The organism is Rhodococcoides corynebacterioides (assembly GCF_019834675.1).
Lineage (GTDB): Bacteria > Actinomycetota > Actinomycetes > Mycobacteriales > Mycobacteriaceae > Rhodococcoides > Rhodococcoides corynebacterioides_A.
Window position 1 is genome coordinate 834086 of record NZ_JABUBU010000001.1, and the last position, 23117, is coordinate 857202.

20 protein-coding genes are annotated in these 23117 nt (G+C 71.6%); 15 read left to right on the top strand and 5 right to left on the bottom strand.

Going from position 1 to position 23117, the window contains the following annotated elements; translation table 11 throughout:
• Window positions 1–6: 6 nt before the first annotated feature.
• A complete protein-coding gene (locus HQ603_RS03875) occupies window positions 7–1443 on the bottom strand; it encodes an LCP family protein (protein WP_222683275.1) in 1437 nt (478 codons plus the stop codon).
• 248 nt (window positions 1444–1691) lie between these two features.
• Between HQ603_RS03875 and rfbD the strand changes: the two genes are divergently transcribed.
• Genes rfbD through HQ603_RS03890 form a run of 3 tightly spaced genes read left to right on the top strand, consistent with a single transcriptional unit; the run spans window position 1692 to window position 4602 of the window.
• Entirely contained in the window at window positions 1692–2576 is an 885-nt protein-coding gene (gene rfbD, locus HQ603_RS03880) for a dTDP-4-dehydrorhamnose reductase (protein ID WP_308126348.1), read from the top strand.
• A gap of 10 nt (window positions 2577–2586) precedes the next feature.
• Window positions 2587–3519, top strand: a complete 933-nt coding sequence (locus HQ603_RS03885) for a glycosyltransferase family 2 protein (RefSeq protein WP_222682985.1) — start codon at window positions 2587–2589, stop codon at window positions 3517–3519.
• A gap of 6 nt (window positions 3520–3525) precedes the next feature.
• Entirely contained in the window at window positions 3526–4602 is a 1077-nt protein-coding gene (locus HQ603_RS03890; protein ID WP_222682987.1) for a sugar phosphate nucleotidyltransferase, read from the top strand.
• 6 nt (window positions 4603–4608) lie between these two features.
• Here HQ603_RS03890 and HQ603_RS03895 read toward each other — a convergent pair whose 3' ends face one another.
• The 3 genes from HQ603_RS03895 to cofD are packed head-to-tail and all read right to left on the bottom strand — an operon-like array spanning window position 4609 to window position 7471.
• Window positions 4609–5175 (bottom strand): NUDIX hydrolase, encoded by a 567-nt coding sequence (locus HQ603_RS03895; protein ID WP_222682988.1) that lies wholly within the window; start codon window positions 5173–5175, stop codon window positions 4609–4611.
• Window positions 5172–6512 (bottom strand): coenzyme F420-0:L-glutamate ligase, encoded by a 1341-nt coding sequence (locus tag HQ603_RS03900; RefSeq protein WP_308126349.1) that lies wholly within the window; start codon window positions 6510–6512, stop codon window positions 5172–5174. The genes HQ603_RS03895 and HQ603_RS03900 overlap by 4 nt, the downstream gene beginning before the upstream one ends.
• On the bottom strand, window positions 6509–7471 hold the full coding sequence (gene cofD, locus HQ603_RS18810) for a 2-phospho-L-lactate transferase (RefSeq protein ID WP_261773209.1): 963 nt from the start codon (window positions 7469–7471) through the stop codon (window positions 6509–6511). The genes HQ603_RS03900 and cofD overlap by 4 nt, the downstream gene beginning before the upstream one ends.
• 657 nt (window positions 7472–8128) lie before the next feature.
• Here cofD and HQ603_RS03905 point away from each other — a divergent pair.
• Window positions 8129–8401 carry a WhiB family transcriptional regulator gene (locus tag HQ603_RS03905; protein WP_139203833.1) on the top strand — a complete coding sequence of 91 codons (273 nt, stop codon included), beginning with the start codon at window positions 8129–8131 and terminating at the stop codon, window positions 8399–8401.
• A gap of 56 nt (window positions 8402–8457) precedes the next feature.
• Here HQ603_RS03905 and HQ603_RS03910 read toward each other — a convergent pair whose 3' ends face one another.
• Window positions 8458–8877 (bottom strand): metallopeptidase family protein, encoded by a 420-nt coding sequence (locus HQ603_RS03910; RefSeq protein WP_261773210.1) that lies wholly within the window; start codon window positions 8875–8877, stop codon window positions 8458–8460.
• A gap of 188 nt (window positions 8878–9065) precedes the next feature.
• Here HQ603_RS03910 and HQ603_RS03915 point away from each other — a divergent pair, with 188 nt between their 5' ends.
• From HQ603_RS03915 to lpqB, 11 genes are all read left to right on the top strand, one after another.
• Entirely contained in the window at window positions 9066–9482 is a 417-nt protein-coding gene (locus HQ603_RS03915; protein ID WP_222682993.1) for a DUF3499 domain-containing protein, read from the top strand.
• A gap of 193 nt (window positions 9483–9675) precedes the next feature.
• The gene (locus HQ603_RS03920; protein WP_222682995.1) at window positions 9676–11043 is read left to right on the top strand and encodes a phosphomannomutase/phosphoglucomutase; all 1368 of its coding nucleotides are present in this window, start codon (window positions 9676–9678) and stop codon (window positions 11041–11043) included.
• Window positions 11044–11121: 78 nt separating this feature from the next.
• Window positions 11122–12312, top strand: coding sequence for a tobH protein (locus HQ603_RS03925; RefSeq protein ID WP_222683278.1), 1191 nt, complete (start codon window positions 11122–11124; stop codon window positions 12310–12312).
• 73 nt (window positions 12313–12385) lie between these two features.
• Entirely contained in the window at window positions 12386–13642 is a 1257-nt protein-coding gene (gene manA, locus HQ603_RS03930; RefSeq protein WP_222682997.1) for a mannose-6-phosphate isomerase, class I, read from the top strand.
• Window positions 13643–13781: 139 nt separating this feature from the next.
• A complete protein-coding gene (locus HQ603_RS03935) occupies window positions 13782–15290 on the top strand; it encodes an amino acid permease (RefSeq protein WP_371830956.1) in 1509 nt (502 codons plus the stop codon).
• Window positions 15291–15460: 170 nt separating this feature from the next.
• Window positions 15461–16633 carry an alkane 1-monooxygenase gene (locus HQ603_RS03940; protein WP_222682999.1) on the top strand — a complete coding sequence of 391 codons (1173 nt, stop codon included), beginning with the start codon at window positions 15461–15463 and terminating at the stop codon, window positions 16631–16633.
• 59 nt (window positions 16634–16692) lie between these two features.
• A complete protein-coding gene (gene ahcY, locus HQ603_RS03945) occupies window positions 16693–18222 on the top strand; it encodes an adenosylhomocysteinase (protein ID WP_222683000.1) in 1530 nt (509 codons plus the stop codon).
• Between the two features lie 38 nt (window positions 18223–18260).
• Window positions 18261–18944 carry a dTMP kinase gene (locus HQ603_RS03950; protein WP_222683001.1) on the top strand — a complete coding sequence of 228 codons (684 nt, stop codon included), beginning with the start codon at window positions 18261–18263 and terminating at the stop codon, window positions 18942–18944.
• Between the two features lie 4 nt (window positions 18945–18948).
• Window positions 18949–19626, top strand: coding sequence for an MtrAB system response regulator MtrA (gene mtrA, locus HQ603_RS03955; RefSeq protein ID WP_068101917.1), 678 nt, complete (start codon window positions 18949–18951; stop codon window positions 19624–19626).
• A gap of 82 nt (window positions 19627–19708) precedes the next feature.
• Window positions 19709–21337, top strand: coding sequence for an MtrAB system histidine kinase MtrB (gene mtrB, locus HQ603_RS03960; protein WP_261773374.1), 1629 nt, complete (start codon window positions 19709–19711; stop codon window positions 21335–21337).
• Window positions 21334–23109 carry an MtrAB system accessory lipoprotein LpqB gene (gene lpqB, locus HQ603_RS03965; protein WP_222683004.1) on the top strand — a complete coding sequence of 592 codons (1776 nt, stop codon included), beginning with the start codon at window positions 21334–21336 and terminating at the stop codon, window positions 23107–23109. Before mtrB ends, lpqB begins: the two co-directional genes overlap by 4 nt.
• Window positions 23110–23117 lie beyond the last annotated feature (8 nt).

Sequence of the window (23117 nt, forward strand, 5' to 3'; positions counted from 1 at the left end):
CACGTACTAGTTCACGCACTGGGGTCCGGTGGACCCGGCGTCGATGGGATCGGCCGCGACGGGAGCCGGGGTGGGTGCGTCGCCCGCGGACGTCACGCCGGTGATCGCGGACGACGGCGTACCGGTGCCCGAGTAGTCCGACGCGAGCACGAGGCGCACCGTGCCCGAGGGCAGGGAGTCGTCGACGGCCGTCGACGACGCACCGACACGCGCCGCCACCGCCTGTGCGGCGTCGTCGTCCGAGGGGCTCGAATACACGGTGGTGGTGTCGACGGACGTGCCCTCGTAGTTGCCCACCTCGCCGGTGCGGAAGCCCTCGGCGCCCAGCGTCGAGGACACGGACGAGGCCAGACCGCTGATGCCGGAATCGTTGGCGACGTCCACGGTGACCGTCGACGGGTCGATCTGCGGAACGTCGGGTGCGTCGGGATCGGTGGCGGGCGGCGCGTCGTCACCCAGCAGTCCGCGCACCCAGTTCTGCACCTCGGTCGGGTCGACGGCGACGATGGACTCGCCGTAGTCGGTCATACCGTTGATGTCCGCGACCGGGATGGTCTCGAAGGTGACGTTGCCGCCGGCGAGGTCCTGCAGATTGGTGGCGAACTGCAGGACGTCCCAGTCGTCGTCGAGGACCACGGACCGCGAGACGGCGTTGGACAACTGGCCGAGGGTTCCCGGGTTGCTCAGGGTGCCGGCGCTGAGCACCTTGCGCACCAGCGACGCCATGAACACCTGCTGGCGCACGATGCGGTCGAGGTCGCCGCGCGGCAGATCGTGCCGTTGCCGGACGAAGCTGAGCGCGTCGGAGCCGTTCAGGGTCTGGTCGCCGGCCGGAAAGTTCGCTCCCGACAGCGGCTCGTCGACGGGAGCGTTCAGGCAGACGTCGACACCGCCCACGGCGTCGGTGAGCAGTACGAAGCCCAGGAGGCCGACCTCGGCGTAGTGATCGACGGTCACGCCGGTCAGACCGGCCACCGCGGAGACGAGGGCCTCGCGGCCGGCCTGGGTGGACTCGCGATCCGCCTCGTCGTCGGGGACGCCGCTCTCGACCAGTTCGAGGCGCTTCTCCTCCTTGGTGGCGCCGTAGGCGGCGTTGATCTTGCTGTTGCCGAGACCCGGCACGGCCACGTAGGAGTCGCGGGGGATGGAGATGGCCGTGGCGGACGATCCGTCGTTGGGAACGCGGATCAGCAGGATGGTGTCGGTGTTGTTCGCGACCTCCTCGCCGGCCCGCAGGGAGGCGAGTTCGGAGGCGGACAGCGGATTGCCGTGGGCGTCGGTCCGGCTGTCGGTACCGACCATGAGGATGTCGACGGCGCCGTCGGCGGCGCCGCCGAGCCCCAGGTCGGAGACGGTCGCGAGGCTGCTGCGCAGGGAGTCGATGCTGCGCCACGCCACGCCCGTCACCAGCACCGCGGCGGCCGACAGGGACGCGACGGCGATGCGGCCCCACGGGCGTCCGGGCGTCGTGGGGGATCGGTGACGCGTGCGGGGAGGCGGCCGACGGCCGGTCCCGGAGCGGTCGCCCGCATCCGATCGGTCGTCGGTCCGACCGGGTCGGCGGCCTGTCGCGTATTCGTGGCGACCACGCGGCGACCCGGGGTTCGTCACAGAATCCGTCACCGGTCCAGGCTAACGGCCCCACCTCGGTGGTCCACGCAAGCGGTCGCGGCGTGCCACACTCTTCGCCTGTGACACCAACCGCAGCCGCCCGTCCGATCGTCGTGACCGGGGCGGCCGGTCAGCTGGGACGACAGGTGGTCCGACGCGGCGGCGGCGCGGCGGTGGGATTCGGATCCACCGACCTCGACATCACCGATCCGGCGTCGATCGCGGCGACGATCACCGGTGAGTGCGTGGTGATCAACTGCGCGGCCCACACCGCGGTGGACGCGGCGGAGACCGACGTCGAGAACGCCGAGCGGCTCAACGTCCTCGGCCCGCGGTTGCTGGCGGAGCGGTGCGCCGAGGTGGGTGCCCAGCTGGTGCACGTCTCCACCGACTACGTGTTCCCGGGCGACGCCCGGACCCCGTACGAGCCGTCGGACCCGACGGGTCCGCGCACCGTGTACGGCCGAACCAAGCTGGCGGGCGAGCGCGCCGTCCTGGCGGCGCTGCCCGGAGCAACCGTGGTGCGGACGGCATGGGTCTACACCGGTGTCGGCACCGACTTCGTGGCGACGATGCTCCGCCTCGAACGCGAGCGCGACACCGTGACCGTGGTGGGCGATCAGGTCGGATCCCCGACGTACGCGGCGGATCTGGCGGACGGACTGCTCGAGGCCGCGGGCATCGTGGGGGCGCTGCCCCCCGTCGTCCACGCGACCGGAGGCGGGTCGGCCTCCTGGTTCGATCTCGCGCGTGCGGTGTTCGAGGGCGTCGGCGCGGACCCGGAACGGGTCCGGCCCTGCACCAGCGCGGACTTCCCCCGGCCGGCCCCGCGCCCCGCCTACTCGGTGCTCTCGCCGCTGTCCTGGGCCGGGTCCGGGCTGACCCCGCTGCGACCCTGGCGAGATGCGCTGGCCGCCGCGCTCGCGGCTCGGGCGGACGACGACGGACGGTCGGGTGGCCGATAGGGTGACCGGCGTGAACGCGCCTCTCGCCGTCGTGACGGTGACCTACTCGCCCGGAGAGCACCTCCGCACGTTCCTCGATTCGTTGGCGACGGCGACCACCCGGCCGGTCACGGTTCTGCTGGCCGACAACGGGTCCACCGACGGAGCACCGGAAGCCGCCGAGCGCGAGCGGGACAACGTGCGGTTGGTCCGCACGGGGGAGAACATCGGGTACGGCGGCGCCGCCAATCGGGCTGTCGCCCTGGCCGACTCGTCGGCCGAGTTCGTCATGGTGGTCAATCCGGACGTCCGCTGGTCACCGGGGTCCATCGACGAGTTGCTCGCCGCGGCGGAGCGCTGGCCCCGCGCGGGATCGCTCGGCCCGCTGATCCTCGAGCCCGACGGCTCCCGCTACCCGTCCGCCCGACGGGTGCCGGACCTGACGTCCGGATCGCTGCACGCCGTGCTCGGATCGGTCTGGCCCACCAACCCGTGGACCCGCCGGTACCGCCAGGACACCGACGCCGTGGACGAACGCCCCGTCGGATGGCTGTCCGGCTCCTGCCTGCTGCTGCGGCGAGCGGCCTTCGAGTCCGTGGGGGGCTTCGACTCCCGCTACTTCATGTACATGGAGGACGTCGACCTCGGCGATCGACTCGGCCGGGCCGGGTGGCTCAACGTCTACGTGCCCGACGCCGTCGTCACCCACGCGAAAGGTCATGCGGCGGGCCGACATCCGGAGTCGATGCTCCCGGCGCACCACGAGAGCGCCTATCGCTTCCAGGCGGATCGTCATCCCGCGCCGTGGCAGGCCCCCCTGCGCGGGGTACTCCGGCTCGGTCTGGCGGTGCGCTCGCGCATCGTCGTGGCAGCCGCGTTGCGCCGCCGCGACGGGGCTGATGGGGTACCGGGGGACGACGCACCACACACGCAGGTCGGGACCGGCGAACGACGAGAGAGGTAGATCGCGATGACAGCTCCGGCAACGGATGCCGTGGTTCTGGTGGGAGGCAAGGGAACTCGGCTGCGGCCGCTGACCCTCTCGGCTCCCAAGCCGATGCTGCCGACGGCGGGACTGCCGTTCCTCGAACACCTGCTGGCCAGGATCAAGGCCGCGGGTATCGACCACGTGGTGCTCGGCACCTCGTTCAAGGCCGAGGTGTTCGAGGAGCACTTCGGCGACGGCAGCGACCTCGGTCTCGAGCTCGAGTACGTCTTCGAGTCCGAGCCCCTCGGCACCGGCGGCGGCATCCGCAACGTGCTGCCGCGACTGCGTGCGGACCACGTCATGGTGTTCAACGGGGACGTGCTCGGCGGCACGGATCTGCGCGCGGTGCTCGACACGCACCACTCGTCCGAGGCCGACGTGACCCTGCACCTCGTGCGGGTGGGTGACCCGCGTGCGTTCGGCTGCGTGCCGACCGACGAGGACGGGCGGGTCACCGCGTTCCTCGAGAAGACCCAGGATCCGCCCACGGACCAGATCAACGCCGGCTGCTACGTGTTCCGGCGCGAGATCATCGAGCAGATCGCGGAGGGGCGCCCCGTCTCGGTCGAGCGCGAGGTGTTCCCCGCGTTGCTCGCCGAGGGCAAGCGCGTCTACGGCCACGTCGACGCCGCGTACTGGCGCGACATGGGAACCCCCGAGGACTTCGTCAAGGGGTCGGCGGATCTGGTGCGCGGCATCGCCCCGTCACCGGCGCTCGACGGCACGCGCGGTGAGTCGTTGGTGCACCCGGGAGCCGGGGTCGCGCCGGGGGCGCTGCTCATCGGCGGCACGGTGGTCGGACGCGGCGCCGAGGTCGGCGCGGGTGCCCGGCTCGACGGCGCCGTGGTGTTCGACGGCGCCGTGGTCGAAGCCGGTGCGGTGGTCGAGCGCTCGATTCTCGGCTTCGGTGCGCGGATCGGACCGCGAGCGCTGGTGCGCGACGCCGTGATCGGCGACGGAGCCAACGTGGGTGCGCGATGCGAACTGCTGCGCGGCGCTCGGGTCTGGCCCGGAGTCACGTTGCCGGACGGCGGCGTTCGGTTCTCCACCGACGTCTGAGCACCCTCAGCGGGCGTCGGCCCGATCGATCATGGCGCGCAGCGCGTCACGTTCGGCGCCCTCCGGACCGTCGGGGAGGGCGTCGATCGGCCACCAGCGCAGGTCCGTCGACTCCGCGCTGCGGACGATCGGCACGTCCTGCGCGTCGGCCGCGGCGCGGACGACGAAGCGCAGGTCGAGATGTCGGGTGGGCACGCCCAGCGAGCAGGTGATGGGGTGCGTGTGCGCGTCCAGGAGTTCCGGCTCGAGCGTGAGCTCGTCGATCCCGCTCTCCTCCCGGGCCTCGCGCAGCGCGGCGTCCCGGACGGTCCGGTCGTCGGGTTCGCAGTGACCGCCCAGCTGCAACCACCGACCCACGCGCGGGTGCAGCGTGAGCAGGACGTGGCGGCCGCCCCGGTCGAGCAGCACCGCCGACGCCGTGATGTGGCCGGCGGCGCTCTCGCGCAGGCACGCGCGCGGTTCGGCGGCGAGGAACGCCAGCGTGGTGTGCCGCAGCGAGTCGGCCGCCGCGTCGTCCGTCCGCCACTCGGTCAGCACGTCGACGGCGGACTCGTGCAGCGTCGCGGCGCTCATCGCAGCACCAGGACGTCGTCGACCGACGTGGCCGGCCGCGGTGTCGGCCGGTCCGCGGGCACGCCGATCGCGACGGCTCCGACGGGGAGCCAGGACGGGGGAAGGTCGAGCACCCGCGCGACCTCCTCGGGCGCGAAGATGGTCGAGCCGATCCAGCACGAGCCGAGGCCCCGCACGGACAGTCCCACCAGGAACGCCTGCACGGCCGCGCCGGCCGCGACGGTGAACATGGTCCGCTCGGCAGCACGGCGACGGGCGTCGGGATAGGCGTGTTCACCGTCGGGAACGAGGAACGGGAGGACGACGGTCGGCGCGTCTCGCAGGATGCGCCCGCGTGCGACCCGCGCGTCGATCGAGCCGGCGGTGCGGGGGTCGGCGGCGAGGTCGCTGCGCCAGCGTCGTTCCATCGCGTCGAGGAGGACGGTCCGCTGGTGCCCGTCGGCGAGGTGGACGAACCGCATGGGGCGAGTGTGGTGCGGGGCGGGTGCCGTGACGGCGTCGGCGACGGCCGCGCGCACCGCGGCGGGGTCCACCGGGTCCGCGGTGAAGCGGCGGACCGAACGGCGGCCGGGGACCGCCCCGAGCGCACCGCGCCGCATCGCTTCCTCGGTGCCGAGCCAGAACAGGTCGTCCTCGCCGGGGCGCACCAGATCCCGTGCGCTCGACCCGTCGTCGGCGACCGCGAGGCCGCGCACGACGGCGACGGGGACGCCGCCGAGCTTGCCCTTGACCAGATCGCCCGCGGCGGCCAGTTCGTCCGCGAGGGCCACCTCGGTGACCAGCAGTTCGTTCCCCTGCCCGTCGCGTTCACCGGCGTAGCCGTGCAGGACCGGGAGACCGGCCGCGCCGATCGCGTTGTCCGTCTGGCCGTTTCGCCACGCGCGGCCCATCGTGTCGGTGATCACCACGGCCACCCGGACGTCGAGGCGGGCCTGCAGGTCCGCGCGCAGGGCGCGGGCCGAGGCGTCGGGATCCTCCGGCAGCAGCGCGAGTTCGTCGCCGACGACGTTGGATCCGTCGATGCCCGAGGCCGCCTGCACGATGCCGAGGCGGTTCTCGGTGATGAGCGTGCGTCCGCGCTGCGCCAGCACCCGTACGGCTTCCTGCTCGACCAGGATGCGCCGCAGCGCATCTCGGGCCTCGGGATCGGTCGGGGACACCACCAGTCGTCCCTCGACCTTGGAGACGATCTTGCTGGTGACCACCAGGACGTCGCCGTCGCGGATCCACGGGGCCGCCGACGCCAGTGCGGCGCCGAGATCGCCCCCGGGACGGAACTCGGGGAGACCGGTGACCGGCAGGATCTCCACCGACCCGCCGGGCGCGTGATCGCTCACGCCACGCCCGCCACGTCCAGTGCGGCCCGCACCATGGCGGCGGTCGCCGCCGGATCCGACATGACGAGCGGGATCGCGCGCGTGGTGACACCGGGCACGTCCGCGGTGTCGCCCTCGTCGACCAGCCAGGCGTCGAGCAGACCGGTGCCACTGCGGGCGCCGTAGTGACGTCCGATGCCCTCGGCCGAGGTCTCCACGCCGATCACCGACAGGCACTCGTCCGCCATGCCCCGCAGCGGTCGGCCCGCGATGACGGGGGACAGGCCCACCACCGGTGCCGCGGTCGTTCGCAGCGCGGAGCGCATCCCGGGGACGGCGAGGATCGCGCCGATGCTCACGACCGGGTTGGACGGAGCCAACAGGACCACGTCCGCCTCCGAGATCGCGTCCAGCACACCGGGAGCCGGTGACGCCTGCTCGGCGCCGACGAAGGCGAAGCTGTGCGTGGGCACCGCGGCGCGATGACGCACCCACCACTCCTGGAAGTGCACCGCCTTGCGGGTGTCGTCGTCGGACTCGGGGTCGGTGATCACGACGTGGGTCTCGCACCGATCGTCGGTGACGGGCAGCAACCGGACGCCGGGGGACCACCGCACGCACAGCGCCTCGACGACGGCGGAGAGCGGATAGCCGGCCCGCAACATCCGGGTGCGGACGAGATGGGTGGCGATGTCCCGGTCGCCGAGACCGAACCAGTCCGGTCGAGCGCCGTAGGCCGCGAGTTCCTCCTTGACACTCCAGCTTTCGCCGCGCCGGCCCCACCCGCGGTCGAGGTCGATGCCGTCGCCGAGGGTGTACATGCACGTGTCGAGATCCGGCGTGATGCGCAGTCCGTGCATCCACACGTCGTCGCCCACGTTCACCACGGCCGTGATCTCGTCGGCGTCGGTCAGCAGCTCACGCACGCCTTGCAGGAAGCGCGCTCCGCCGACGCCACCCACCAGAACGGTCACCTTCATGGACACACCTTCATGACCGACGACCCTATGCCTTGCGCGGTTCGCTCCCGTTCGTGCCCGTCGCGCCGCCCGTGCGGTGGGTGGGGTTTGCCGCGCGGAGCGGTCGGGTAGAGGGGGTGTGGCGAGGTGGGGCCGGTGGGGGATCTGCGGGGGCCGACGGCGATAACACACCGTGGTTGTTCCCTGCCCGGAAAACGGGGGGCGTGATGGTATGGCAAAAAGCGCTCTCCGCTTGACCGCGACACACCGCGGCGTGTCTAATCACAGTCATGTCATTACCGGTTCGGACGGCGGAATCGCTTGCAGCGAACCACCGTTCGAACACGTGTTCGCTCGCGTCGTCGCGAGTGCGCGCATCGCGATCCGGCTTCACGGTCGATCCTCGACACCAGTGACCGACAACGACCGCACCGCCGCTTCTCGGCGGGGCGCGCAGAAGAAGAGGAGGCGGACGTGATGCCCGACCAGCACGCGAACTCCGATCTGCAGGACCGCGCCGCTCTGCAGGACCCTGCCGACGACGTTCTCGACCTCACCGACCGACTGGGCGGCACCCTCGACGACGGCGCGGACGGCGCGGACGGCGCGGACGGCGTCGACGGCCCGGACGGCATGGACCTCGACGGGGACGTCGACCCGCCGCTCGTGACCCTCGGAATGCCCACGGCCGCACCGCAACCCGGCCTCGTGCTGGTGGACGGTGCCGACGAGGACGACCAGTGGCAGGAGCGCGCCCTCTGCGCGCAGACCGACCCCGAGGCGTTCTTTCCCGAGAAGGGCGGCTCCACGCGGGAGGCCAAGCGCATCTGCCTCGGCTGCGAGGTCAAGGACGAATGCCTCGAGTACGCGTTGGCCAACGACGAGCGCTTCGGCATCTGGGGCGGACTGTCCGAGCGGGAGCGCCGGCGCCTCAAGCGCGGCATCGTCTGACCCGGTCCGGCGGGTCGGGACCGGCCGGGATCGGGTCGGGACCAGCCGGGATCGGCTCAGTCCAGCGGGTCGGGATCGACCACGTCCGGCGTGACGCCGAGGTAGGTCGCCACCTGCTCCACCAGCACGTCGTGCACCAGCGCCGTCAGGTCGCGGGTGCTGCGCGCGCGGCGCTCGAGGGGACGACGGAACACGACGATGCGCGCGCGGACGGTCGCGCCGCGCTTGTCCACCCCGGCCGGGATGAGACGGGACAGCGGCACCGGTCCCTCCGCCACCACCTCCGGCGGCCACGTCACCGACGTCGGGTCGACCGCCCGAATCTTCGGCACGTCGTCGACCGCGATGTCGAGCTTCATCAGACGCTCGTGCCAGCGACGCTCGATGGGGGCGAAGGCCTCGAGGACGGCGGCGTCGAACTGCTGTGCGCGCGAACGCCGTCCGGGCACCGACTCCGGCAGGAGCACGCCCCGCATGCCGCGACCGCGTCGGGTGGCGGAGCGCGACGTGGAGGGTCGGGTACGCCCGGAACGCGATTGTCCGGAGGAGGAACCGTGGGGCGACACCCGAACATGGTACGGCGACCGGTTCCGGCCTCGTCGCATCGGCGGTCACCGTCGTGTCGGCTGTTCGGTTGCTCGCTCCGCGGGTTAGGGTGCTGGCTGTGAGAGCTGTGCGGGGATGTTGCCGACCGGGGTGCAACCGACCGGCCGTGGCGACGTTGACCTACGTCTACTCCGATTCCACCGCCGTCGTCGGTCCACTGGCGACCGTCGACGAGCCCCACTCGTGGGATCTGTGCGAGGTGCACGGCTCGTCGATCACCGCACCCAAGGGCTGGGACATGGTCCGGTACGAGGGTGGCTTCGCGACGTCCGGACCGGACGAGGACGACCTGACCGCGTTGGCGGAGGCCGTGCGCGAGGCCGGCGCCCGCGATCGCGGCCCGCGGGCCCGGACGAACGCGATGCCCGATTCGGGCCCGTCCGACGGCGGCGTCGCCGGAATCGTCCCGACGATGCCGACCGCACGCACCGGCCGACGCGGCCACCTGCGCGTGCTGCCCGACCCGTCGTCCTGAACCCGGCGCGGCGGCCGTGACGGGCCGACGCGGCTACCCCTCCCGACGGCGCTCGGGGCACTAGGCTTCTCCCGTACCCACCGAACCCCGTGTGGGTCCGTCGCCGACGGTGGCGCATCACGCGCCCGCGGCGATCGTTCGTGATTCGGTGTGCGCACCGTCTCGTTCCCACCACCTCCGAGGAGACAATGTCGTGGCTCGATCAGCGGACCTGGTCACAGCGGTCATCAAGGCGTACGACGTGCGGGGCGTCGTCGGGGAACAGATCGACGAGGACTTCGTCCGGGACGTGGGGGCGTCGTTCGCGCGGCTCGTCGGTGCCGAGGGTGCCGACCGTGTGGTGATCGGACACGACATGCGGGATTCGTCGCCCGCGCTGGCCGCGGCGTTCGCCGAGGGCGTCGTCTCCCGCGGACTCGACGTCGTGCACATCGGCCTGGCGTCGACGGACCAGCTCTACTTCGCGTCGGGCCGATTCGACTGCCCCGGAGCGATGTTCACCGCCAGCCACAACCCCGCCCGTTACAACGGCATCAAGCTGTGCCGGGCCGGCGCCAAGCCGGTGGGACAGGACTCGGGGCTCGCGACCATCTCCGCCGACGTGATCGAGGGGGTGCCCGCCGCCGACGGTCCCCGCGGCGAGATCACCACTCGTGACGTCCTCGGCGACTACGCGGAGTTCGTCCGCACTCTGGTCGACATCGCGTCGATCCGGCCGTTGAGCGTCGCCGTCGACGCGGGCAACGGCATGGGCGGGCACACCGTGCCCGCGGTGCTCGGCGACACCGTGCTCACCGTGCACCCCCTCTACTTCGAGCTCGACGGGACCTTCCCCAACCATGAGGCCAACCCGCTCGAGCCGGCCAACCTGGTCGACCTGCAGGCGTACGTCCGGGAGACCGGGGCGGACATCGGGCTCGCGTTCGACGGCGACGCCGACCGGTGCTTCGTGGTCGACGAGCGGGGCGAGCCCGTGTCGCCGTCGGCGATCACCGCCCTCGTCGCCGAGCGGGAGCTCGCCGCGCACCCGTCGTCGACGATCATCCACAACCTGATCACGTCGCGGTCGGTGCCAGAGCTGGTGGAGTCGCTGGGGGGACACCCGGTGCGCACCCGTGTCGGTCACTCCTTCATCAAGGCGCTCATGGCCGAGACCGGCGCCGTGTTCGGTGGCGAGCACTCGGCGCACTACTACTTCCGCGAGTTCTGGGGAGCCGACTCCGGCATGCTGGCGGCGCTGCACGTGTTGGCCGCACTCGGCTCGCAGGACGCTCCGCTGTCCGAGCTCATGGCGCGGTACGAGGTCTACGCCGCCTCGGGCGAGATCAACTCCACCGTCGCCGACGCCGCCGAGCGCACCCGCGCCGTCGTCGACGCGTTCGCCGACCGCACGGTGGCCGTCGATCGTCTGGACGGCGTCACCGTCGACCTCGGCGACCACACCTGGTTCAACCTGCGCGCCTCGAACACCGAACCGCTGCTGCGCCTGAACGTCGAGGCCCCCACGGCCGCGGACGTCGATCGACTGACGACGGAGATCCTCGGCATCGTTCGGGCGTGAACCGGGTAGTCCCTGGCATGGTGGAGGGCACCGTCCGAGAGGCCGGTGCGCGCACGAGAGGTGGGTGAGATGGCCGAGATGTCCGAGATCTCCGAGTACCCCGAGTTCTCGCGGCTGTCGGCGACCGATCCGTCGACGCCCGTCGACCTCGACGACGCCGATGCCGTGACCCGCGCCGATCGCGCCGGCGTGCTCCACGCGTCCGCGCTGGCGGGCGCGCAGATCCGGGCGACCGCTGCCGCGGTCTCCGAGGGTGCGCTGGCCCGGCTGGACGGTGTTCGGCCGCGCGCGGTCGTGGTGGTCGCCCCGTCCGGCCCCGCCCGCCGGGCCGCCGGACTCGTCTCCGCCCTGTCGGCGTCCGCCGGCGTGCCCATGGTGCTCGCACCGTCCACCCCGTCCTGGGTGGGCCCCCTCGACGTCGTCGTCGTCGCGGGTGACGACGCCGGCGACCCCGCCCTCGCCCGGTCCGTGGACGCCGCCGTGCGTCGCCGCGCCGACGTGGTGGTGACGGTGCCGGACGAGGGGCCGGTGGCCGACGCCGGCGCCGGCCGCGTGATGGCGCTGCCGCCCCGCGTGCGCCTGCCCGACCGCCACGGTTTCGCGCGCCACGTCGCGTCGATCGCGGCCGTGCTCGCCGCGGTCGACCCGGCCTCGGCCGTCGGCGATCTCGCGGCGGTGGCGGACGTCGTGGACGCGGAGTCGGCGCGGCACCACGCCTCCGTCGAGGTGTTCCGCAATCCGGCCAAGTCGTTGGCGTCGCGCCTGCTCGGTCGACGGGTCCTGCTGACCGGGGACGGCGTCGTCGCCACCGAGGTCGCCCGTCACGGCGCGGCGGTGCTGCTCCGGGCGGCCGGGATCGTCGCCGCGTCGAGCGAGCTGTCGGACGCGGTCGCGGTGGTCCACGAGTTCGGTTCCGTGGGCGGTGATCCCGACGGCGGTGCCGCGCGGGGCGGCGGCGCGGACTACGACCCGCTCTTCCACGACGATCAGATCGACGGCCCCCGCCCGGCGGATCCGGTCCGCATCCTCACCGTGTCGATCGACCCCGACGACTCGTCGGTCCGCCGCCGCGTCGCCGTCCTGGGCGAGGTGGACGTGATCCGCGCCGACGACGTCGCCGGCGACACGCCGTCGGTGGACGCGGGCGTCGCGCCCGCGCCGGGTGCGGCGTCGACCGCGAATCCCGCTGTCGCGCTGCGTCACTGCCTGGTCCTGGCCGCCCGGCTCGAGGCCGCGGCGGCGTACGTCCATCTCGCCGGTGGCCGATGACGGCCGACGCGACGCAACATCCCGCCGCCGTCCGACCGGACGACGGCTCGACGGTGACGACAGGCGGTCGAACGTGAACCTTCTCGACGGTGCGGCTCGGTCCTATGCCTGGGGGTCGCGGACGGCGCTCGCGGAACTCCGCGGACTTCCCTCGCCCACCCGACATCCCGAGGCGGAACTGTGGTTCGGGGCGCACCCCGGCGATCCCGCGCATCTGGTCTCCGAGGCCGGACCCACCTCGCTGCTGGAGGCGATCGATCGGGACCCCGTCGGTCAACTCGGCGCCGCGGTGGCCGAGCGGTTCGACTCCCGGCTGCCGTTCCTGGTGAAGTTCCTCGCGGCCGACGAGCCGCTCTCGCTGCAGGCGCACCCGTCGTTGGACCAGGCCCGCGAGGGCTACCGCCGCGAGAACGCGGCCGGCGTGCCCATCGACGCGTCGGTGCGCAACTACCGGGACGCCAACCACAAGCCGGAACTGGTCGTCGCGCTCACCGAGTTCGACGCCCTGGCCGGCTTCCGCGTCCCGCGCGAGACCATCGAGCTCTTCGCGCTGCTCGGCGCGGAGGAGCTGGCGCCGTATCAGCGCATGCTCGAGGACCAGCCGGACGCGATCGGTCTGCGGACCCTCTTCACGTCGTGGATCACGCTGCCGCAGCGGGCGCTGGACGCCGTGCTGCCCGCGGTGCTCGACGCCTGCGTGCGGGCGCTGGAGCGCGCGGAGACCACGCGTGACCGCCGGTTCGTGGCCGAGCTGCGGACCGTGCTCGAACTCGGGGAGTACTACCCGGGTGACGCGGGGGTTCTCGCGGCGCTGCTGCTGAACCGGGTCACGCTCCGCCCGGGGGAGGCGCTCTACCTCGACGCCGGCAACCTGCACGCCTACCTGCGCGGAACCGCGGTGGAAATCATGGCGAACTCCGACAACGTGTTGCGCGGTGGGCTGACGCCCAAGCACGTCGACGTGCCGGAACTGCTGCGCGTGCTCGACTTCGAGCCGTTGCCGTCGCCGGTGCTCGAGTCGCGGACGCAACCGGACGGCTCGGTGCGCTACCCGACGCCCGCGCCGGAGTTCGCGCTCACCAGAGTCGAACTGAGCAGTGGTGCGGGGGCCGACGGCGCGGGGTCCTCGCCGTACACGTTGGGTCCGCTGGACCGGCCGCGCATCCTGCTGTGCGTGCACGGCAGCGTGCAGGTCCGCGCCGGCGGCGCGACGTTGCCGCTCCAGCGGGGTCATGCCCTGTGGATCGCCGCCTCCGACCCCGATCCCGAACTCTGCGCGGCGACGGAGGACGCGACGGTGTTCGTCGCCGAGGTCGGCTCCGTCGATTAGCTCGGTCGACCAGGTCGGTCGAGCAGGTCTGTCGGTGTGACGCACCGGGCACCCGTTGACCCGTTGTGACCTGTCCTCGTGTGACGATAGGGCGCACAGCGCCGTCGTCGACGGTGCGCGGACGCGAAGGAGCACGCCGGTGACGAGTCACGGCAAGGGCGCGACCGGGGAGCCGGTGACCGGTTCCGGAGGAGGTCTTCGGCGAACCAAGTCGATCGAGCAGTCCATCCGGGACACCGACGAGCCCGACACCAAACTGAAGAAGACGCTGAACTCCTGGGACCTCACGGTCTTCGGCGTCGCCGTCGCGGTCGGCGCGGGCATCTTCACCCTGACCGCGCGGACGGCCGGCAACGTCGCGGGTCCCGCCGTCTCGCTGGCATTCGTCTTCGCCGCGATCGCGTGCGGCCTCGCCGCACTCTGCTACGCCGAGTTCGCCTCCACCGTTCCGGTCGCCGGCAGTGCGTACACCTTCAGCTACGCGACGTTCGGCGAGTTCATCGCCTGGATCATCGGGTGGGACCTCATCCTCGAGTTCGCGCTGGCCGCCGCGGTCGTCGCCAAGGGGTGGTCGCTCTACCTCGGCGAGGTGCTCGGCACCGCGTCGCCGGTCGCGAGCATCGGCGGAATCGACGTCGACTGGGGCGCCCTGCTCATCGTGGTCGTCCTGTCGGTGCTGCTGGTCACGGGCGTGAAGATCTCCTCGCGCGTCTCGCTGATCATCACCGCCATCAAGGTGGCCGTCGTCCTGCTCATCGTCGTGGTGGGTGCCTTCTACATCAAGGCGGCCAACTACAGCCCGTACATCCCGCCGGCCGAGCCGGCGGAGGCCGAGAGCGGACTGACCCAGTCGCTGTTCTCCTTCGTCACCGGCGCCGAGGGCAGCAACTTCGGCTGGTACGGCCTGCTCGCCGCCGCCAGCCTGGTGTTCTTCGCCTTCATCGGCTTCGACATCGTCGCCACCACGGCGGAGGAGACGGTCGACCCGCAGCGGTCCCTGCCGCGCGGCATCCTCGGCTCGCTCGCGATCGTCACCGTGCTGTACGTCGCAGTGACCCTGATCCTCACCGGCATGGTCAACTACACCGAACTGGCCGGTGATTCGTCCACGCTGGCCACCGCCTTCGAGCTCAACGGCATCACCTGGGCCCAGCAGATCATCTCCTTCGGCGCTCTCGCCGGCCTCACGACGGTGGTCATGGTGCTGCTGCTCGGGCAGTCCCGCGTGCTGTTCGCGATGTCGCGCGACGGACTGATGCCGCGCGCGCTGGCCAAGACCGGCTCGCGCGGTACCCCGGTGCGCATCACCGTCGTCGTCGCCGTGGTGGTCGCCGTTCTCGCCACGTTCTTCCCCATCGGGACGTTGGAGGAGATGGTCAACATCGGCACGCTGTTCGCCTTCGTCCTGGTCTCGATCGGCGTCGTCGTGTTGCGTCGGACTCGCCCGGATCTCCAGCGGGGGTTCCGGACCCCGCTGGTGCCGCTGGTGCCGATCCTCGCGGTCGTCGCCTGCCTCTGGCTGATGGTCAATTTGTCCGTCGAGACCTGGATGCGATTCGTGATCTGGATGGCACTCGGCGTCGTCATCTATTTCGCCTACTCGCGCCGGCACTCCGTGCTCGGTCGACAGCAGGCCGGACTCGAGTAGTCGCCCGACCACCGAACCCCCCGGCCCGCCGGACGTTCGTGAGGCAGCGAAACGGTCCGATGGTATGTTTTCGGCGGATGTGACGTTTCGATCACCCGTCCCGGCGGTCGTGCTCGGCGACGCGCTCGTGGCATCGGGATGAATCGACACCGGGGGAGGAGCGTGACACGGTGACGCGCGGATGGCGGGATCCGAAGAGGTATCTGTGGCCGTTGGGCATCCTGGCCCCGGCGTCGTCGTTGCTGCCGTCGCAGTTGGTGCTGCACACCGGGTCGCCCCTTTTCTGGTGGAGCGGGGTGCTGGTCTTCTTCGTCCTGATCCCGCTGCTGGACGTCCTGGCGGGTGCCGACGGCAGCAATCCGCCGGACGACGAGGTGCGCGATCTCCAGCAGGACCGCTTCTACCGCTGGTGCACCTTCCTGTTCCTCCCGGTGCAGTACGTCGGGCTCGTCGTCGCCTGCTGGCTGGTGGCGTTCGGAACGTTGTCCACCGTCGACCGCATCGGCTACGCGGTGTCGGTCGGTCTGGTCGGCGGCATCGGCATCAACGCCGCGCACGAACTCGGGCACCGGGTCGAGCGGGCGGAGCGCCGCCTGGCCAAGATCGCGCTCGCGCAGAGTTGCTACGGGCACTTCGTCGTCGAGCACAATCGCGGCCACCACGTGCGCGTCGCGACGCCCGAGGACCCGGCCAGCGCCCGTCTCGGCGAATCGCTCTACCGGTTCTTCCCCCGCACGATCCTCGGCGGGGTGCGCTCGGCGTGGGCACTCGAGCGCGACCGACTCCGTCGACGGGGCCGACGCGTCCTCTCGCTGCGGAACGACGTGCTCACCGCCTGGAGCCTGTCGGTCCTGCTGTTCGGAGTGCTCGTCGCGGCGTTCGGACCGGTGGTCCTGCCCTTCCTCCTCGTGCAGGCCGTGACCGGCGTCCTGTTGCTCGAGTCGGTGAACTACATCGAGCACTACGGCTTGCGGCGGCAGCGGACGGCCACCGGCCGCTACGAGCGCTGCGCACCCCGGCACAGCTGGAACAGCGACCACATCGTCACCAACATCTTCCTGTACCACCTGCAGCGGCACAGCGACCACCACGCCAACCCCGGCCGACGGTTCCAGACGCTGCGGTCTTTCGACGAGTCTCCGCAGCTGCCGGCGGGGTACGCGACGATGGTGCTGCTCGCCGCCGTCCCGCCGCTCTGGCGGCGCGTCATGGATCCGAAGGTGGTCGACCACTACGACGGTGACGTGACGCGTGCGAATCTCGACCCGAGCGCCGCCGACCGACTGCGCGCCCGGTTCCCGGTGAGTTCCACCGCCGACACCGGGGTCGCCGTCAGGGGATAACCTGGGTTGGCGATCACCAGCCGCGTCGATCGCCAGCCGACCAGGGAGTGCCCCCAGACATGACGACATCCGAGACGACGACCCCCGAGACGCAGGCGCTCGCCGAGACCCTCGGCACGCTGCAGTCCGACATCGTGAACGGTCTCGAGTTCAAGATCGCCGACATCTCGCTCGCCGAGTACGGGCGCAAGGAGATCGCCCTCGCCGAGCACGAGATGCCCGGCCTGATGGAGCTGCGTCGTGAATACGCCGACGTGCAGCCCCTCAAGGGCGCGCGGATCTCCGGCTCGCTGCACATGACGGTGCAGACGGCCGTGCTGATCGAAACCCTCGTCTCGCTCGGGGCCGAGGTGCGCTGGGCGTCCTGCAACATCTTCTCCACCCAGGATCACGCCGCCGCCGCGATCGTCGTCGGTCCGCACGGCACGCCCGAGGCGCCGCAGGGCGTCCCGGTGTTCGCCTGGAAGGGCGAGAGCCTGGCCGAGTACTGGTGGGCCGCCGAGCGCATGCTGACCTGGCCCGTCGCCGAGGACGGCACCGCCCGCCCGGCCAACATGATCCTCGACGACGGTGGCGACGCGACCATGCTGGTGCTGCGCGGCGCGCAGTACGAGAAGGCCGGCGTCGTTCCGCCCGTGGACGACGAGCACGACTCCGACGAATACAAGGTCTTCCTCGGCCTGCTGCGGGCGTCGCTCGAGCAGGATGCGGGCAAGTGGACCGCCATCGCCGAGTCCGTCAAGGGCGTGACCGAGGAGACCACGACCGGCGTGCTGCGGCTCTACCAGTTCGCGGCGGCCGGGGAGCTGACCTTCCCGGCGATCAACGTCAACGACTCGGTCACCAAGAGCAAGTTCGACAACAAGTACGGCACGCGCCACTCGCTCATCGACGGCATCAACCGCGGCACCGACGTCCTCATCGGCGGCAAGAAGGTGCTGATCTGCGGCTACGGCGACGTCGGCAAGGGCTGCGCCGAGTCGCTGGCCGGCCAGGGCGCTCGCGTCCAGGTCACCGAGGTCGATCCGATCAACGCGCTGCAGGCCCTGATGGACGGGTTCGACGTCGTCACCGTCGAGCAGGCCATCGCCGACGCGGACATCGTCATCACCTCGACGGGCAACAAGGACATCATCACCCTCGAGCACATGCGCTCGATGAAGGACAAGGCGATTCTGGGCAACATCGGCCACTTCGACAACGAGATCGACATGGCCGGTCTCGAGCGGTCGGGGTCGACGCGGATCAACATCAAGCCGCAGGTCGATCAGTGGGTGTTCTCGTCCGGCAAGTCCATCGTGGTGCTCTCCGAGGGACGTCTGCTGAACCTCGGCAACGCCACCGGCCACCCGTCGTTCGTGATGAGCAACAGCTTCTCCAACCAGGTCATCGCGCAGATCGAGCTGTGGACCAAGCCCGACGAGTACGACAACGAGGTCTACCGCCTGCCCAAGCACCTCGACGAGAAGGTGGCGAAGATCCACGTCGAGGCGCTCGGTGGCACCCTCACCAAGCTGACCAAGGAGCAGGCCGAGTACATCGGTGTCGACGTCGAGGGCCCGTACAAGCCCGAGCACTACCGCTACTGACCGCAGGCGCCCGAGAACGACCGAGGAGTCGATCGCACGTGGGAAGGCTCATCGCCGTCGAAGGGGTCGACGGGGCCGGCAAGTTCACCCTGTCGTCGCGCCTGGTGCGGGCCTGGGAGCGGGCGGGAATCGACGCGGTCCGCGTCGGTTTCCCCCGCTACGGGGAGTCGATCCACGCGGACCTCGCGGCGGAGGCGTTGGCCGGCGAGCACGGTGATCTCGCCCGCGGCGTGAACTCCATGGCCGTGCTCTTCGCACTCGATCGTGCCGGTGCGGCCGCGGACCTGCGCCGCATGCTGCACCGGCACGACGTCGTCCTGCTCGATCGGTACGTCGCGTCCAACGCCGCGTACTCGGCCGCGCGGAGGGGCGAGGACGCGGCGGGGCCGACGGTCGAGTGGGTGCGCGCCCTGGAGTTCGACCGTCTGGTCCTGCCGGTCCCGGACGTGCAGGTGTACCTCGAGGTGCCGGTCTCGGTGGCCGAGGAGCGCGCCCGCGGTCGGGAGGCCGCGGACGAGTCCCGCGCGCGCGACGTCTACGAGCGCGACGGCGGTCTGCAGGAGCGCACCGCGGCGGTGTACGCGGGCCTCGCGGCACGGTCCTGGATGTCCCCCTGGGTGGTCGTCGGAAGCGGCGCGGCGGTGGAGGACGAGGCCGACAGCGACCGACTCGCCGCGCAACTGCTGGATCGGACCGCGGAGTCGGACGGGATGACACGATAGGGCCATGAAGCCACGCATTCTGGTCGTCGACGACGACACGGCCCTGGCCGAGATGCTCACCATCGTGCTCCGCGGTGAGGGTTTCGAGCCGTTCGTGGTCGGGGACGGCACCCAAGCCCTGTCGGCGGTCCGCGAGAACCGCCCCGACCTGGTGCTGCTCGATCTGATGCTGCCCGGAATGAACGGGATCGACGTGTGCCGCGTCCTGCGCGCCGATTCCGGCGTGCCCATCGTGATGTTGACGGCCAAGACGGACACGGTGGACGTCGTCCTCGGGTTGGAGTCCGGCGCGGACGACTACATCATGAAGCCGTTCAAGCCCAAGGAACTCGTCGCCCGCGTCCGCGCCCGGCTGCGTCGCACCGAGGAGGAGCCGGCCGAGCTCCTCTCGATCGGCGACGTGGTCATCGACGTTCCCGCGCACAAGGTCACGCGCGACGGCGAGCTGATCTCCCTGACGCCGCTCGAGTTCGACCTGCTGGTGGCGTTGGCGCGCAAGCCGCGTCAGGTGTTCACTCGGGAGGTGCTGCTCGAGCAGGTGTGGGGGTACCGCCACGCCGCGGACACGCGGCTGGTGAACGTGCACGTCCAGCGTCTGCGCGCCAAGGTCGAGACCGACCCGGAGAATCCCGAGGTGGTGCTCACCGTGCGTGGTGTGGGGTACAAGGCCGGACCGCCGTGACCGACGGGGTCCCCGGACGAGGAGGTCGGTGATCTTCACGTCCCGTTCGCGACGCCGCATCAACGGCACCTTCTCGCCGGTGATGCGCTGGGCGCGGTCCGTCTGGGCCGCGGCCGGTCACGCGTGGCGCCGTTCCCTCCAGCTGCGGGTGGTGGTGTCGACCCTGACGCTGTCCTTCGTCGTCATCTCCGTGCTGGGGGTCGTGCTCACCGGCCAGATCACCGACCGGCTGCTGGACACGAAGATCGACGCGGCCACCAAGGAGCTCGACCGCGCCCGCTCGTCGGTGGAGAGTCAGCTCGCCGGGGACGACTCGACGTCCGTCGCCAACCGGCTCGAGCTCGCCCGCAGTGGGCTGACCAGTCGCGACGGCGACACCACGTCCGAGGGTGGGTCCGCGGGCACGTTCGATCCCGTTCTGCTCGTGCGCGGGGACGGCGCCCGCCGGGAACTGTCCACCGGCCCGGCCGATCAGATTCCCGACTCCCTGCGCGCGTTCGTCCAGGCCGACCAGATCAGCTACCAGTTCGCCCAGGTGTCCGAGCCCGGGGGCTACTCCGGCCCGGCGCTCATCGTCGGCAGCCCGACGGCGTCCGACCTGCCGGACCTCGAGCTCTACCTGGTCTTCCCGCTTGCCGGTGAGGACCGCTCGCTCGCGCTGGTCCGCGGCACCCTGCTGATCGGTGGCGCAGTTCTGATGGTGCTGCTGGCGGCGGTGTCGTTGCTGGTCGCCCGGCAGGTGGTCCTGCCCATCCGGTCGGCCTCGCGGATCGCCGTGCGCTTCGCGGACGGGCGACTCAAGGAGCGCATGCCGGTGCGGGGCGAGGACGACATCGCGCGGCTCGCGATGTCCTTCAACGAGATGGCGGAGAGCCTGTCCAAGCAGATCACGCAGCTCGAGGAGTTCGGCAACCTGCAGCGGCAGTTCACCTCGGACGTCTCGCACGAGCTGCGGACCCCGCTCACGACGGTGCGCATGGCCGCGGAACTCATCCACGACGGGTCGGACGAGCTCGACCCCCTGCTCAAGCGCTCGTCGGAACTGTTGGTGGCGGAGCTGGACCGGTTCGAGACGTTGCTGTCGGACCTGCTCGAGATCTCCCGGCACGACGCGGGCGTCGCCGAACTCGCCGCCGAGCAGTTGGACCTGCGCATGTGTGCGCGCGCCGCGATCTCCACGGTCCGGCACCTCGCGCGCGAGACGGGAACCGAGTTGATCGTCGACATGCCGGACGAGCCGGTCGAGGCCGCGGTGGACCCGCGCCGGGTCGAGCGTGTCCTGCGGAACCTGCTCGCCAACGCCCTCGACCACGGCGAGGGCAAGCCCGTTCTGCTGCGTCTGCGCGCGGACGACGACGCCGCGGCGTTCGTGGTCCGCGACCAGGGCGTGGGTCTGCGTCCCGGCGAGGAGAAGCTGGTCTTCAACCGATTTTGGCGGTCAGATCCCTCGCGGGTGCGGCGATCCGGCGGCACCGGGCTCGGCCTGGCGATCTCGCTGGAGGACGCCCGCCTGCACGACGGCAAGCTCGAGGCCTGGGGCGAACCCGGGCAGGGTGCGTGCTTCCGGCTGACGCTGCCGCGGGTGCGTGGTCGCAAGGTGGTGTCCAGCCCGCTGCCGCTGCGCCCGAGCGGGCACCGGTACGCCACCGGCCAGCCGCTGCCCGCCGCCCGACCGGAAGGTGTCGGAGCGTCGGCGGGGGAGCGCCGATGACCGCCGGCGGGTCGCGGCGCGCCCTGCTCGTCCTCGGCGCGATCGTGACGCTGCTGGTGTCCGGCTGCGCGTCGCTCCCGACCTCCTCCGCACCCCAGGCCATCGGCACCGTCGCGCGCGGCCCCGTCGCCGAGGAACTGCCCGAACCCACACCCGGCCGGGAGCCGAACCTCCTGGTCCGAGACTTCGTCAAGGCCAGCACCGACCCGACGGACAGCCACGCGGCCGCCCGGCAGTTCCTCACCCCCGAGGCCGCGGACCGGTGGAACGACGGCGCGCTCGCCATCGTCGTCGACAAGATCGACGTGCTCGAGGAGGCCCGGACGGACGACTCCGTCGAGTACACCGTCCGCGCCAACCGCGTCGGCCAGCTCGACACCGGTGGGCAGTACCGCGCCGAGCAGGGGTCCTTCGAGACCAAGCTGACTCTCGTGCTGCGCGACGGCCAATGGCGCATCGACGAGTTGCCGTCGGGTGTCGTGCTGGACCGTACGCAGTTCCTCGGCGCGTACCAGCGCCGGTCGCTGTACTTCGTCGACCCCACCGGCACCACGCTGGTGCCGGACCAGCGGTGGATCGCGACGTCCCAGGACCGCATGGCCGACACCCTGATGTCCCTGCTGCAGGCCGGTCCCCGCTTGTCGCTCGAGCCGGCGGTGCGCAACGTCGTCAACGGGCTGTCGACGGCGCAGGCGATCACCAAGGCGGACGGCCGACCCACCGGCGTCGGCGTCGGGCCTGGCGGTGTCCGCATCGACCTGCGCGGGGCGGGTCCGCTCGACCGCGCGACCCGATCACTCCTGGCCGCGCAGATCGTCTGGACCCTGGCCGGCGCGGAGGTCTCGGGACCCTACGTGCTGCTCGCCGACGGTGCCCCCCTCGATCCCGAGTATCCGGACGGGTGGACCACCGCGGACCTCGCCGAGTTCGATCCCGCCCTCCCGCCGGGGACGGACGTCGGGCTGCACGCGCTGCGCAACGGGAGCCTGGTGCGCGTCGACGAGAACGCCGTCACGCCGGTGCCCGGGTTCTTCGGCACGGTCGACACCATTCGGTCGATCGCGCTCTCGACGGACGGCACCCTGGTGGCCGCGGTGTCCGACACGGGTCGTCCCGCACCGCAACCGCCGGACGCCCTGCTCATCGGCTCCTACGGCGGATCGGCGTTCCCCGTGGCCGAGGGTGGCACCATCACCCGGCCCACCTGGGGTCCCGACCGCGACGCCGTCTGGGCGGTGATCGACGGATCCGTCGTCCGCCGTGCGGTGCGCGATCCGGCCACCGGCCAGGTGTCGTTGACCGACGTCGAGTCGTCCGAAATCGCCGAGCTCGGCGGTCAGATCACCGAACTGCGGCTCTCCCGCGACGGCGTGCGCGCCGCGCTCGTCGTCGACGGGGCGGTCTACGTCTGCGTCGTGGTCCGGCGCGCCGACGGCAGCTACTCGCTGCGTGAGCCGGAGGCCGTGGCCGCCGGCCTGGCCAGCGCCGCGTTGTCGCTGGACTGGAGCACCGGCGACACCGTCGTGGTGGCCCGCGCCGCGACGGACATCCCGATCGTGCAGGTGGCCGTCGACGGTTCGCGATTGGACGGGCTCCCGAGCCGCAATCTGACCGCGCCGGTGGTGTCCGTGGACGCGACCCCGACCACCACCTACGTGGCCGATTCGCGGGCGGTCTTCGAGATCGACGACACCGATCCCGCGTCCGACCGGTACTGGCGCGAGGTGCCCGGACTCACCGGTGCGAAGGCGGTCCCGGTCCTCCCGGGCTGAGTCGTCCG

Bases quoted from the DNA above. Each gene is read 5' to 3' on its own strand.
- HQ603_RS03890 (WP_222682987.1), top strand. From the start codon at position 3,526: ATGACAGCTCCGGCAACGGATGCCGTGGTTCTGGTGGGAGGCAAGGGA.
- HQ603_RS03895 (WP_222682988.1), bottom strand. From the start codon at position 5,175: ATGAGCGCCGCGACGCTGCACGAGTCCGCCGTCGACGTGCTGACCGAG.
- cofD (WP_261773209.1), bottom strand. From the start codon at position 7,471: ATGAAGGTGACCGTTCTGGTGGGTGGCGTCGGCGGAGCGCGCTTCCTG.
- HQ603_RS03905 (WP_139203833.1), top strand. From the start codon at position 8,129: ATGCCCACGGCCGCACCGCAACCCGGCCTCGTGCTGGTGGACGGTGCC.
- HQ603_RS03910 (WP_261773210.1), bottom strand. From the start codon at position 8,877: ATGCGGGGCGTGCTCCTGCCGGAGTCGGTGCCCGGACGGCGTTCGCGC.
- HQ603_RS03925 (WP_222683278.1), top strand. From the start codon at position 11,122: ATGTCCGAGATCTCCGAGTACCCCGAGTTCTCGCGGCTGTCGGCGACC.
- ahcY (WP_222683000.1), top strand. From the start codon at position 16,693: ATGACGACATCCGAGACGACGACCCCCGAGACGCAGGCGCTCGCCGAG.
- mtrA (WP_068101917.1), top strand. From the start codon at position 18,949: ATGAAGCCACGCATTCTGGTCGTCGACGACGACACGGCCCTGGCCGAG.
- mtrB (WP_261773374.1), top strand. From the start codon at position 19,709: ATGCGCTGGGCGCGGTCCGTCTGGGCCGCGGCCGGTCACGCGTGGCGC.
- lpqB (WP_222683004.1), top strand. From the start codon at position 21,334: ATGACCGCCGGCGGGTCGCGGCGCGCCCTGCTCGTCCTCGGCGCGATC.